We start from the raw sequence: 11993 nt of genomic DNA, 5'->3' as shown, positions 1-11993 counted from the left end.
CTCCGTTTCTAACGTGAGGAGACCAGCATGCGTGATTTTCAACTACCCGGACGTTCCCCAGTTTTTGCCGAAAACGGTATGTGTGCCACTTCGCACCCTTTAGCGGCGAAAATCGCTTGCCAAATTTTGGAAGCTGGTGGAAATGCGGTTGATGCTGCGATCGCGGGCGCTGTTGTCCTTGGCGTTTGCGAACCCCAAATGACAGGAATAGGCGGCGACTGTTTCGTTCTAGTTAAACCCGCAGACGGCAACGATATCATTGCCCTAAATGGCTCGGGCCGCGCGCCAGCCGGATTATCCGCAGAAATATTGCGCGCAGAGGGGCACAAGACAATGCCCGTCGGGGGCGTCGCGTCTATCACAATTCCGGGTGCGATCGACGCCTTTTGTCGGCTTTCAAAAGATTATGGAAAAATGGGATTAGCGGGTTCATTGGCCCCCGCGATTCACTATGCAACGGCGGGTATTCCGGTTGCACCACGCACCCAAATGGACTGGAAGATCGCTGAGGACTCCCTGCAGGGTGTTGCCCGCGACTACTACCTAATCGACGGGAAAACCCCTGAAGTTGGGCAAGTTTTCCGAGCGCCACAACAAGCAGAAGTTCTGCGTAGAATCGCCTTGGACGGACGAGATGCGTTTTATACCGGAGAAGTAGCCCAAGACATGGTCGACTCCCTACAAGCGCTTGGCGGAACCCACACTCTCGACGATTTTGAAACAGAATCCAGCGCGTACACGACCCCGCTTTCGGGAACCTATAAACATCTCGAATTGTTCGAGCATCCACCCAATGGCCAAGGCGCAACCGCCATTCTAATGAACAATATCCTCAGTCATTTCGATATCGCTTCTATGGATCCATTCGGTAGCCAGCGCGCGCATGTTGAGGCCGAAGCCGCCAAACTTGCTTATGACGCACGTAACCGGTTCCTTTCTGATGCGGATTATGCGGGCCGGTTGGACCATATGTTAGCCGCAAAGACAGCAGAACAACTCGCCGCTTTGATTGACCCTAAGCGCGCGATGGCCGCGGCCGCTCCACTTTCAGAATCCGTTCATAAGGACACCATTTACATTACGGTCGTCGATCGCAATCGCATGGCAGTTTCTTTGATCTATTCTATCTTTCACAGCTTTGGGTCGGGCCTTGCGTCGGATAAATTCGGCATCCTCTTTCAAAACCGTGGCGCGGGTTTCATGCTGAACAAAGGCCACCCAAATGAGGCCGCAGGCGGCAAGCGCCCCATGCACACGATCATTCCGGGTATGCTCAAACAGAACGGCAAAGTTATCATGCCGTTCGGGGTTATGGGCGGCGCGTATCAACCCAATGGACACGCGCGATTCGTCTCGAACACAGCGGACTTTGGCATGCACCCACAGGCAGCAATAGATGCGCCGCGCAGTTTTAGCGACGCTGGGGTTATGAACATCGAGCGCGGCTATTCTGCGAAAGTTCAGCAGGAACTCGAAGCATTGGGGCACACTTTATCCACCCCGGATACTGCAATCGGCGGTGCCCAAGCGATTCTCATTGATTGGGAGCGAGGCGTCCTTCAGGGCGCATCCGATCCCCGTAAAGATGGCTGTGCTTTGGGGTATTAGGGGTTAATTGAGCTGAAACTGAAGCGGATAGCTTCCGTCTTCAAAATCACCGAACATGTCACTCAAATCAGGGTGGCTTATCGGAATCCCCGTATAATCCGCAATGAGGTTCTGCTCGGAAACATAGGCGACGTAGTAGCTCTTATCGTTTTCGGCCAGCAGATGGTAAAATGGCTGATCTTTGTTGGGGCGACTCTCGGCAGGGATCGCCTCATACCACTCATCGGTATTTGCAAACATAGCGTCGACATCGAAAACCACACCGCGAAACGGATGTTTGCGATGGCGAACAACTTGGCCAAGATAATATTTTGCACGTGTCTTCAGCATAGCTTAATAGCTCCCCATAAGGTTACTAAACAATGGAGACGGGGATTGTCCATGATAGAGACGCAAAATGCTGGAAACAGACTGTGGACGTAGTTTTAACAGTCCTCGAAATTGTCGCTCCTGTCTTCATTTTAGCAAGCATCGGATACGTCTGGGTGCGGCTCGGATTTGAGTACCGCGTACAGTTTGTAACCGGCATGGCCATGACGATATCGATCCCCGCATTGATCTTCGTCGCTTTGATGCAAACCAAGATTGACCCGTCGGCGCTGTCGCTATTGCTCGTCGCATCGATCGTTACCTATGCCGTTTTGACGCTGGTCTTTTATCTCGTTGTGCGCGCGTTGAAATTGGACGTCCGCAGCTTCCTCCCCTCCCTCATTTTCGGCAATACAGGTAACGTTGGCCTCCCCCTTGCCTTCTTTGCGTTTGGCGAAGAAGGTTTCGCCTATGCCATTGTAGTCTTTGCAGTAATGGCGATCTGGAGTTTCACTTTTGGGGTCTGGATTGTCTCTGGTGGGGGCAATTTGAGCAAAGTCCTTCAGGAGCCGATGGTCGGCGCCACACTACTTGGTGCGATCTTCATGTGGCAAGGCTGGGAAACCCCGAAATTTTTGACGAACGCGCTTGAGCTTGTGGGGCAAATGGCCATTCCGATGATGCTCATAACGCTTGGTGTCGCAGTCGCGCGATTAAAGCCGGGGCGGTTGGGGCAGGCGTTTTGGCTTTCCCTCCTTAAGGCTGCGATTTGTATCGGTGTGGCTGCGGGAATCGGTGTTTGGCTGGACCTCCCACATGTGGCACTGGCGGTTTTGATCCTGCAAGTCGGGACACCCGTTGCTGTCACCTCCTACATGCTAGCCGAGAAATATGGGGCTGATTCCAATGCCGTTGCTGGCCTTGTTGTGGTTTCAACCCTCATTTCTGTCGCCGTGATTCCCCTCGCGCTTGGATTCCTGATCTAAAATCAACTGATTGTTATTTCCAAATGGGTGAATTTACGTTATCCTGTTTGAAAAAAAGCGAGGGGCATATGAGCAGACTTCTTCGCGCAACAGTATTGATGATTCTGGTCGCCGCATGCGGTGGGGGTGATAATTCCGCCCCACGCAATTTAAACGACGCCTGTTCAATCCTCAATCAGCGCGGTAAATATTACAAGGCCATGAAAAAAACCCAGCGGCGCTGGGATATTCCAATAAACGTGCAAATGGCGACTCTTTACCAAGAGAGCAAATTCATCGGCAATGCGCGCACGCCACATCAGTATGCACTGGGCATCATACCTATGGGCCGTCAAAGTTCTGCCTATGGCTATAGTCAGGCGCTGGATGCGACTTGGGATGAGTATCGCGCGTCTACTGGACGTCGCAGCGCTAAGCGCGACGATTTTTCTGACGCTGTCGATTTCATGGGTTGGTACATGGACGAAAGTGCACGCAAGCTCGGGATTTCCAAAGCAGATGCGCGCAACCAGTATCTTGCCTACCATGAAGGCAGAGCCGGCTATGCGCGCGGATCGCATAATTCCAAAGCATGGCTCATTAGAGTTTCACAAAGCGTCGACGACCGTTCGAGGCTTTACGAAGCTCAACTTAGGCAGTGCGGCAAGATTTAGGCCGCACAGACTATCGCTCTCTCGAGGCGAGCGTAATATTAAAGAGGCTGGCGGGTAAACTCACGCCAGTCTTGAAATCGCCAAAAATAACGCGCGTGCCCGCATTCCCCGCCGCGTCGTTAATTATCCATTCGATAAGGCGCGTCGGATTCGCTTCAAAGATGAGATCAATACTTCCGTATTCGGGGTTTTTCGGATCTTGGGCGCGCACAACGGTATCTGTGCCGCGTGTGCCATGCCCAACCACCATTCTCGCTCCGCCAAGGTTCACATTTTTCGCAAGAATAATGCTTAATGGCGTACGGTTGAGCGGATACTGCTCAGGTCCCGTGTTGGATTTTTGGTCAAAGATGGCCACTTGGCTCCCACCAGCAATCACCAGCGTGTCATCGGGCTTATCATACTCAAACCGCGCCCTGCCCGGCCTTTGCATAAACATATTGCCCGATGATTTTGAACCATCGGCATTCACTTGGCTAAAGCGACTCTGAGCAGTAGAGAAGCTATTGAAATAGTTAGAAATCTCCTTGAGGGAGATTTTCTCGGCAGCCGCAGGCAAAGCCATGCTGACAGCCAAAACGGGTACTAAAAGGAAGCGTAAATGTTTCATGTATTTATACTTAACTGCTTTCGGTCAGATTACTACCCAGCCGAAATCACAAAGCGTTTATCTGCCGTTATCTATTGTTCGGGCACCAAAATTTCGCGTTTCCCGACGTGGTTGGCTGCGGAAATTAAGTTCTCGTCTTCCATTTGCTCAACAAGACGCGCGGCCTTGTTATAGCCGATGGCCAGCTTGCGTTGGATATAAGAGGTCGAACATTTCCGATCTTTCAACACAATCGCAACCGCTTGGTCATAGAGCGCGTTTTCACCTGTGGTGTTCCCACCAAGGCCAAGCACGAGGTCGATTTCACTCTCCGCACCCTCTGCAGGCCCATCAACAATACCAGACATATATTCGGGCGTGCCATAGGCCTTGAGGTGGTTAACAACTTCCTCGACTTCTTCATCGCTACAGAACGGGCCGTGAATACGGTTAATTTTACCGCCGCCAGCCATATAAAGCATGTCACCCATACCCAAAAGTTGCTCGGCGCCCATTTCGCCAAGAATCGTACGACTGTCGATCTTGCTGGTCACTTGGAACGAAATACGGGTCGGGAAGTTGGCCTTGATCGTCCCTGTGATAACGTCAACAGACGGACGCTGCGTGGCCATAATCAGGTGAATACCTGAGGCACGCGCCATTTGAGCAAGCCGCTGGATACAGGCTTCGATTTCTTTGCCCGCGACCATCATAAGGTCTGCCATCTCGTCAACAACAACAACGATATAGGGCATTTTTTCTGGCGCAAATTCTTCGGTTTCAAAAGTTGGATCGCCAGTTTCATCGTCAAAGCCCGTTTGCACGGTTCGACTAAACATCTTGTCCTTCGCAAGCGCATCACTGACGCGCCCGTTATACCCGTCAATGTTCCGGACGCCCATTTTGGACATCTTGCGATAGCGTTCTTCCATTTCGCCAACGACCCATTTCAGGGCCACAACGGCCTTTTTAGGGTCTGTTACGACGGGGCTAAGCAAGTGGGGGATGCCATCATAAACACTCAACTCGAGCATCTTAGGGTCGATCATAATCAGGCGGCACTCTTCGGGCGTCAGCTTATACAGCAGTGACAAAATCATCGTGTTGATTGCCACGGATTTACCTGCGCCGGTCGTCCCCGCAATCAAAAGGTGGGGCATTTTGGCGAGGTTGGCTACGATCGGTTCCCCGCCAATATCCTTACCCAAAGCAAGCGGCAATTTCATGCTGGAATCGCCGAAATCCCGCGCCGCAAGAATTTCGCGCAGCACAACCATTTCACGGTTTACGTTGGGCAACTCGATCCCAATAACCGAGCGACCAGGTACGGTGGAAACACGCGCGGAAAGCGCCGACATTGAGCGCGCAATATCATCCGCAAGGCCGATAACACGGCTGGCTTTCAAACCGGGCGCAGGCTCAAGTTCATACATTGTGACAACTGGGCCGGGACGAACGGCGACGATTTCGCCTTTCACGCCATAATCGTCCAATACATTTTCAAGCATCCGCGCGTTTTCTTCGAGCGCTTCATCCGACAAAATGTGGCGCTGAACCGAACCTGGGCTGGCCAACAGCGAGAGGGGCGGTAACTCAAACTCGGTCGCAGATTCCTCAAATTGCAATGCAGGCTGCGCTTCGGCTTGCGCCTGACGGGAAGGAAGGATCGGTTTGCGTGCGCCGTGTTGAACCATAGGTTTTGTGATCGGCGCAGAAGGAAGTTGGGGTGCGGCCACTCTGGCAACAGGTGGCGGCGTCGGGGCGATATCAGGCGTAATCTGCGGTTCTACCTCCTGCGGATACTCATAGGTATCAGTCTCTAACACGGCCTCTTCGGTTTCGTATTCTGCAAAATTTTCGACCGCGGTAGGAGAGTTCAAAACCAAGGGGGCCGGTTTTTGGGATCGTAGCATTTTGGGCTCTGCCCGAACACTGGCACGCGGCGCATGACGCACACGAGACTTGATGATCTCAGAAATTCGCGCTTTGATTCGAGCCTCGTCGTCCATATCGCCCGACGCCTCAACCTTGGCAGCGGGCATGTCTTGAACAGGCGCAGGGCTACGTTTTTTCAGCAAAGGTACGCGCGCAAACAAACCCGGTTTAGGAGCAGGTGCCGCATGTGTCGGCGCAACCATAGGGGCGGGAGCGGCCAAGACCTGTGCGGGTTCTTGGATGTCACGTGCAGGGGCGGCACGCGATTTAGGTGCCGAAAGAACAGGTTCCGCACGCACAACCTGCGCCGGCCGATGAGCTTGTTGAGGGCGAGCAACCACGGGCTGTACGTGAAGATCACCGTCTAGATGCTCTTCGAAAACCGCGTCTTCCTCCGCAATGCGAGCCGCCATTTCACGGCGCTCGTTCCGGCTCTCTTGAACACGTTTCGCGGCCAGAACAGCTTCATTCGCACCACGCCCCATGAGGGTCATTAGGCGCGCGTACCCCATGATCAAACCCACGAGGAGGAACCGGCCGATAACGCGCAACTCAGGTTTAGTGAAGCCCAACACAAAGACAGCAGCCCCCAACATTGCCACACCAGAAACCAGCGAAAACAGTTTGAAACCGACCGTCGTTGTAACGCCAACTGCGTTGAGCAATCCTCCGGACACCATTTCACCGAACATACCGCCCAACCCAAAGCTGTGATCCCAGCTTACGGATGGCGCGTAAGTTTCGGCATGAACCGAAAAAATCGCAATCCAAATCGGTAGGAAAATCAACCGTGAGATAGCGCGCTCTTCGCCTTGATGCGCCGCAAATCGCACGCCCCAAACAAGCATCGCAATGGGAACACCCCAACTCGCGACGCCTGCGATAATGAAAAGTGGCGACGCGATCGCCGCACCAAAGCCACCCAACCAGTTTTGGATCGGGGCGCTTGTGGCGGAAAACCAACTTGGGTCCGTGGGTGAGTAAGACGCAAGTATCAACGTCGTCAAAAGGCCTGCAACGACCATTGCGACACCAATGAGTTCTTTGCCGCGTCTTTCGATGGCGGCCGTTACATTGGAGTCCAACAATGGGTCTCGTTGCCGTGTTTGATACGCCATACTCTACTATCCTTCGCTATAGATACAGTTTCGGATCTTCTTCAGACCCGCCCGCACCTCTTCTTTTGGGGCCACGAGGGCGACACGAATGTAGCCCTGACCCGGATTATGTCCGTTAACGTCGCGACTAAGATAAGCACCGGGAAGAACCCGTACACCCGTTTCGCGCCAAAGCTTTAACGCTGCAGCCTCGCCATCCTCAACCGGAAGCCAAAGGAAAAAACCGGCTTCGGGAGATTCGTAATTTTCGATGCCGTCGAATATTTCATCTGCAATATCGAATTTTTCCGCATAGAGCTTTCGGTTCGCAACTACATGTGCCTCATCATCCCAGACTTTTGCGGCCGCCATTTGAAGTGGCAGAGGCAAAGGGGCGCCAGAATAGGCCCGAAGTAAGCTCAAACGCGCCATCGTCTCTGGGCCACCCGCAATAAATCCAGACCGCAAACCAGGCAGGTTTGATCGCTTCGATAAGGAGTGAAAAATCACGACGCGTTCGGGATCAGCACCCATTTCTGCAGCAACTTGAAGTACACCAACCGGTGCATCAACCCGATATATTTCGGAGTAACACTCATCCGCTAGAATTTGAAAATCATACTTCTCGGCAAGGGTAATCAGTTCTTTCCAATAGGCGCGACTTGCGACTGCACCCTGTGGATTAGACGGCGAACAGATATACGCGAGGGCCGTACGACGAAGAGTTTTAGGCTCTAATCCAGCGTAATTCGGCATATATCCCGTCTCACGCTCGGCAGAAACATAAATGGATTCCGCGTTCACTGAAATCGCGCCAATCCCGTAAACTTGATAAAACGGGTTGGGAATGAGCACGACCGGAATGCCGTTTTTATTTTCAGGACAAAGCGCCATCGCCGCGTTGTAAAGCCCTTCCCGTGAGCCATTCACAGTCATAACCTGAGAACTGGGCAAGGCAACATTATATCGCCGCTCAATCCATCCAGCGATCGAGGCCAAGAGTTCTGGCGCTCCATCATTTGGAGGATATCGGTTAAAACCCGCAGCATTTTCAGCGATTACGTCGGTGACAAAGGGTGGGAACGGATGTGTCGGCTCGCCGATGGTCATAGCAAATGGCTCGCCGCCGGGTGCGTGCGAGTCCAATAGCGTTCTTAAACGCGGAAATGCGTATTCTGGCAGATTCGAAAACCGCTCTGGAAAAACCATATATGCCTCAATGTCGGGATCATAAGCGCCCCGTATGTTTCGAGACTACCTGTGCAAAGGGATTTGGTCCAGAAAAACGCCGTTGTTATCCGCAGCTTGGCCATATGCATGTGGCATTTAGGTCAGCCTATTGAGCAAGTGCAATTTCCGCAGCACGCCCAATTCTAAGCAACGCCTCTTCGCCCATGGGCTTTCCCATCAACATAAATCCAGCCGACGCCACACTTGTGGGCAACGTTAGAGCCGATAGTCCAAGCAAATTCCCAATTCTGGTATTTCGCAATGCCAGTAAATTCCGTGAAGAATAGTATGAATGGTCCGAGAGAAGACGTTTTTGGTTTGGCGGAAGGATCGGAGCCGTGGGTAGGACAATCGCGTCATACCCCGCCATTTCCAAATTCCACTTTGCGCGAATTTCATCAATCTTGCGCCAACCTGCAACAAAGTCGGATGCGAGAAAAGTTGCTCCGCTTCGGAAACGCTCTAGAATTTCAGGAAACATTTTCTCGGGGTTGGCTTCGATAACGTCCTTCCATGTCCCATACGCCTCGCTAGAAAACAGTATAGGGGAGAGCGCCATCGCCTCATGCAATTCGGGAAAAATGACATCCTCAACCTGTGCGCCATTCGAATTTAGGCGAGTTAGAGCCTGATTAAAACCAAGAGCCGGCTTATCTTCCACGTCCGCTTGCGCAATGGTTTGCAGCACACCTAGACGAACATTTCCAAGCCCCACGCCCCCAAGGTCAACAGGTTTTCGCCCCTCAATGAGCGCCAAAGCCTGCGCCGCATCCTCAACCGACCGACACAGTGGTCCCACGGTATCAAACCGCTCACAAAGAGGCACGACGCCTTTACAAGAGATCCGCCCAGATGTGGTTTTAAGGCCGACCAGATCGTTCCAAGCGGCCGGAATCCGTACTGACCCTCCCGTATCAGAACCAAGCGCAATAGGGGCAAGCCCATAAGCCACCGATGTCGCAGCCCCCGACGAACTTCCACCGGGGACAGCCTCCGCATCATTCACACAGGGAGGGGTTTCCTTCACTGGGTTTAGCCCAAGTCCCGAGAACGCCAGCTCGGACATATGCGTTTTTCCAAGGCAAACAGATCCGCCAAACGTTGCGGCCTTCAGGACTTCGGCATCGCTTTCAGGCACACGGCCAGCGAGTAAATCGCTTCCCGCTTCGGTCGCCACCCCTGCACTGTCAAAAAGATCTTTCCAACTGACGGGTACACCGTCCAACAGACCCAAACGCGCCCCAATTCGTGCCCTTTTTGCCGATTCCGCAGCTTCGGCCAACGCGCGTTCGCGTGTTACCTGTGTATAGATCTTGGCGCTTAGAGGGTGCGTATTAATGGCATCAAGATAGCATTGCGTGAGTTCAACGGGATGAACATCACCGCTCCCAATCGCTCGCCCCAAATCCGAGGCCGTCGCTTTTAGCCAATCCATTTTTCCACCCCTAATACCATATTTGCAATTTGCGACTCTAGCGACGACCGACCACATGGACAATCCCGCTAAAAGCGCCAATATACCTGTATGAAATTTGATTCCGATATCCTGATTGTAGGCGGCGGGCTTAACGGCGCGTCAATGGCTTTGGCCCTCGCTCAAGGTGGGATGAGTGTCATCCTCGTAGACGCCCTCCCAACCCAAGTTCGAAAAGCGAATGATTTTGACGGGCGCGGGTATGCGTTGGCGTTGTCCTCACAAAAACTAATGAGCGCTTTGGGCGTTTGGTCGGGGATCGCGCATCATTCCCAACCAATCTTGGATGTAAAAGTCACCGATGGGCGCGCGGGCGAAGGTCCTTCTCCATTTGTGCTGCACTTTGATCATCGTGAACTCGAAGAAGGCCCCATGGGGTATATGATTGAGGATCGCTTCTTAAGGTTCGCACTTTTGGATGCGCTGGAAAAAGAACCCAGAATAGAGACTATTTCGGGTGAAACCGTTGTTTCCCAAGAACAGACGGCAACCGGTGCCACTGTGACATTAGCCTCAGGAAAAACTCTTGCTGCCCGCCTCCTCATTGGTTCGGATGGCAAAAAAAGCCAGACCGCAGAGCGAGCAGGAATTACCAGAGACAACAAAGATTACGGCCAGACCGCCTTGGTTGCCGCCGTTGCGCATGACCTGCCACACGAGGGCTGTGCACATCAGTTTTTCATGCCGTCGGGGCCGCTGGCGATTTTACCCCTTCCGGGAAATGTTTCGTCCATTGTCTGGAGCGAAACGCACGAGAATGCCGATAGGATCAAGGCGCTCTCGGACGCCGATTTTCTGGAAGAGTTGCGCCCAAGGTTTGGGAGTTTTCTGGGAGATATTTCGTTGGCAGGTGGAAGGTTTTCCTATCCCCTTACCCTTTCGGTCACCCCAAAAATGGTTGCCCAACGTTTGGCCCTCATTGGAGACGCGGCACATGCGGTGCATCCAATCGCGGGCCAGGGTCTCAACCTTGGCTTGAGAGATGTCGGCGCATTAGCGCAAGTAATTATAGAAGCCAAACGTCGCGGAGAAGACTTCGGTGCCTCTGATGTTTTGGCGCGGTATCAACAATGGCGACGCTTTGATACGGCAGCCCTTGCGGGTGCGACAGACGGATTCAACGCTTTATTTTCAAACGATAATTCTGCGCTTCGGGCCGTAAGGGATTTGGGACTAGGTTTGGTCAATGCCATTCCGGGTGCGCGGCGACGCTTAATGCGCGAAGCTGCGGGCCTAACGGGAGACGTTCCCAAACTGCTGCAAGGACGCCCGATTTAATCGAGTTCGCGCGCCTCATCAATTAACATTACAGGAATGCCATTGCGGATCGGAAAGGCCAGATTGGCCGGTTTTGAGATGAGCTCCGCATTTTTGGCGTCGTAGTCGAGCCGCGCTTGCGTCAGAGGGCACACCAAGCTTTCGAGCATTTTCGGGTCAAAAAATCCTTCATTTGTCATTGTATTTGTTCCTTCTGTGACCCTGCATGAATGGCCATTTCCATCAAAGCCTGAAGCGTTTCTCGACGTGCTTTCAAATCCACAGCTTCCAATAGTGCTTGCTTCTCTTCTGGCTCAAATGGACAGAGCATCGACAGGGAATTGATCAACAATTCGTCCTCGGCTCCTGACAAATTTTCCCAATCGGTTTCCAATTCTTGCATATGAAAATACTTTTGAAGCAACGGAATAAAATCATCCCGCGGAAACTCTGGATCATGCTCTGGTCCAGCCACATCTCGTTCGAAACCCGTCCAGCTTGGCGTCGTGACTAAGTAGGGTTTAAAACTCTCGCGAACGTCCAAAGGTCGGTACCGTGACACACCCGAAAGTGTAATCATGTACCGCCCATCGGCAGTTTCTGAAAAACCGACGATCCGACCGGCACAGCCAACATTCTGATACGTCGTTTCGCCTTTACCTTTCTCGGTCTGGATGAGGCCGATCATACGGTCATCCGTCTTTAGGCAATCATCAACCATCGCCAAAAAACGCGGCTCAAAGACTTGCAGAGGCAGCCTCCCGCGCGGAAGGAGCAGCGCCCCATCAATTGGAAAGAGCGGTAAGGTCTCTGGAAAATTGACGGGCAATTTCATTGTTTTGAACTCGCTCCGGT

11 protein-coding genes are annotated in these 11993 nt (G+C 52.7%); 4 read left to right on the top strand and 7 right to left on the bottom strand.

What is annotated here, in order from left to right; translation table 11 throughout:
* Positions 1-27 precede the first annotated feature (27 nt).
* Entirely contained in the window at positions 28-1608 is a 1581-nt protein-coding gene (locus tag AB9F26_RS13445; protein ID WP_369768253.1) for a gamma-glutamyltransferase family protein, read from the top strand.
* A 3-nt stretch (positions 1609-1611) separates the two neighbouring features.
* On the opposite strand, the gene hspQ is transcribed toward AB9F26_RS13445, so the two are convergent.
* Positions 1612-1938 carry a heat shock protein HspQ gene (hspQ, locus tag AB9F26_RS13440; RefSeq protein ID WP_039003375.1) on the bottom strand — a complete coding sequence of 109 codons (327 nt, stop codon included), beginning with the start codon at positions 1936-1938 and terminating at the stop codon, positions 1612-1614.
* 83 nt (positions 1939-2021) lie between these two features.
* Here hspQ and AB9F26_RS13435 point away from each other — a divergent pair, with 83 nt between their 5' ends.
* Both AB9F26_RS13435 and AB9F26_RS13430 read left to right on the top strand, forming a co-directional pair.
* Positions 2022-2903 carry an AEC family transporter gene (locus tag AB9F26_RS13435; RefSeq protein ID WP_369768252.1) on the top strand — a complete coding sequence of 294 codons (882 nt, stop codon included), beginning with the start codon at positions 2022-2024 and terminating at the stop codon, positions 2901-2903.
* A 68-nt stretch (positions 2904-2971) separates the two neighbouring features.
* Positions 2972-3556, top strand: coding sequence for a lytic transglycosylase (locus AB9F26_RS13430; protein ID WP_039003373.1), 585 nt, complete (start codon positions 2972-2974; stop codon positions 3554-3556).
* A 10-nt stretch (positions 3557-3566) separates the two neighbouring features.
* Here the strand turns inward: AB9F26_RS13430 and AB9F26_RS13425 are convergent, their stop codons facing one another.
* The 4 genes from AB9F26_RS13425 to AB9F26_RS13410 all read right to left on the bottom strand — a co-directional run bounded on the left by AB9F26_RS13425 (position 3567) and on the right by AB9F26_RS13410 (position 9842).
* Positions 3567-4166 carry an outer membrane lipoprotein carrier protein LolA gene (locus AB9F26_RS13425; RefSeq protein WP_039003372.1) on the bottom strand — a complete coding sequence of 200 codons (600 nt, stop codon included), beginning with the start codon at positions 4164-4166 and terminating at the stop codon, positions 3567-3569.
* A 71-nt stretch (positions 4167-4237) separates the two neighbouring features.
* Positions 4238-7198 (bottom strand): DNA translocase FtsK 4TM domain-containing protein, encoded by a 2961-nt coding sequence (locus tag AB9F26_RS13420; protein ID WP_369768251.1) that lies wholly within the window; start codon positions 7196-7198, stop codon positions 4238-4240.
* 6 nt (positions 7199-7204) lie between these two features.
* Positions 7205-8386, bottom strand: a complete 1182-nt coding sequence (locus tag AB9F26_RS13415) for an aminotransferase class I/II-fold pyridoxal phosphate-dependent enzyme (RefSeq protein ID WP_335584005.1) — start codon at positions 8384-8386, stop codon at positions 7205-7207.
* Between the two features lie 127 nt (positions 8387-8513).
* Positions 8514-9842, bottom strand: coding sequence for an amidase (locus AB9F26_RS13410; RefSeq protein WP_369768250.1), 1329 nt, complete (start codon positions 9840-9842; stop codon positions 8514-8516).
* A gap of 90 nt (positions 9843-9932) precedes the next feature.
* Here AB9F26_RS13410 and AB9F26_RS13405 point away from each other — a divergent pair, with 90 nt between their 5' ends.
* Positions 9933-11159 carry a UbiH/UbiF/VisC/COQ6 family ubiquinone biosynthesis hydroxylase gene (locus AB9F26_RS13405; RefSeq protein WP_369768249.1) on the top strand — a complete coding sequence of 409 codons (1227 nt, stop codon included), beginning with the start codon at positions 9933-9935 and terminating at the stop codon, positions 11157-11159.
* Here AB9F26_RS13405 and AB9F26_RS13400 read toward each other — a convergent pair.
* Both AB9F26_RS13400 and AB9F26_RS13395 read right to left on the bottom strand, forming a co-directional pair.
* The gene (locus tag AB9F26_RS13400; protein WP_335584002.1) at positions 11156-11338 is read right to left on the bottom strand and encodes a Trm112 family protein; all 183 of its coding nucleotides are present in this window, start codon (positions 11336-11338) and stop codon (positions 11156-11158) included. The two genes, AB9F26_RS13405 and AB9F26_RS13400, sit on opposite strands and share 4 nt — an antisense overlap.
* On the bottom strand, positions 11335-11973 hold the full coding sequence (locus AB9F26_RS13395) for an LON peptidase substrate-binding domain-containing protein (RefSeq protein WP_335584001.1): 639 nt from the start codon (positions 11971-11973) through the stop codon (positions 11335-11337). Before AB9F26_RS13395 ends, AB9F26_RS13400 begins: the two co-directional genes overlap by 4 nt.
* Between the last annotated feature and the right edge of the window lie 20 nt (positions 11974-11993).

It is taken from the genome of Falsihalocynthiibacter sp. BN13B15 (assembly GCF_041205415.1).
Classification (GTDB): domain Bacteria; phylum Pseudomonadota; class Alphaproteobacteria; order Rhodobacterales; family Rhodobacteraceae; genus Falsihalocynthiibacter; species Falsihalocynthiibacter arcticus.
This window is presented reverse-complemented; position numbering and strand designations above follow the sequence as displayed.

Coding starts and splice junctions, on each gene's coding strand:
- AB9F26_RS13445 (WP_369768253.1), top strand. CDS start 28: ATGCGTGATTTTCAACTACCCGGACGTTCCCCAGTTTTTGCCGAAAAC.
- hspQ (WP_039003375.1), bottom strand. CDS start 1,938: ATGCTGAAGACACGTGCAAAATATTATCTTGGCCAAGTTGTTCGCCAT.
- AB9F26_RS13430 (WP_039003373.1), top strand. CDS start 2,972: ATGAGCAGACTTCTTCGCGCAACAGTATTGATGATTCTGGTCGCCGCA.
- AB9F26_RS13425 (WP_039003372.1), bottom strand. CDS start 4,166: ATGAAACATTTACGCTTCCTTTTAGTACCCGTTTTGGCTGTCAGCATG.
- AB9F26_RS13420 (WP_369768251.1), bottom strand. CDS start 7,198: ATGGCGTATCAAACACGGCAACGAGACCCATTGTTGGACTCCAATGTA.
- AB9F26_RS13415 (WP_335584005.1), bottom strand. CDS start 8,386: ATGGTTTTTCCAGAGCGGTTTTCGAATCTGCCAGAATACGCATTTCCG.
- AB9F26_RS13410 (WP_369768250.1), bottom strand. CDS start 9,842: ATGGATTGGCTAAAAGCGACGGCCTCGGATTTGGGGCGAGCGATTGGG.
- AB9F26_RS13405 (WP_369768249.1), top strand. CDS start 9,933: ATGAAATTTGATTCCGATATCCTGATTGTAGGCGGCGGGCTTAACGGC.
- AB9F26_RS13400 (WP_335584002.1), bottom strand. CDS start 11,338: ATGACAAATGAAGGATTTTTTGACCCGAAAATGCTCGAAAGCTTGGTG.
- AB9F26_RS13395 (WP_335584001.1), bottom strand. CDS start 11,973: ATGAAATTGCCCGTCAATTTTCCAGAGACCTTACCGCTCTTTCCAATT.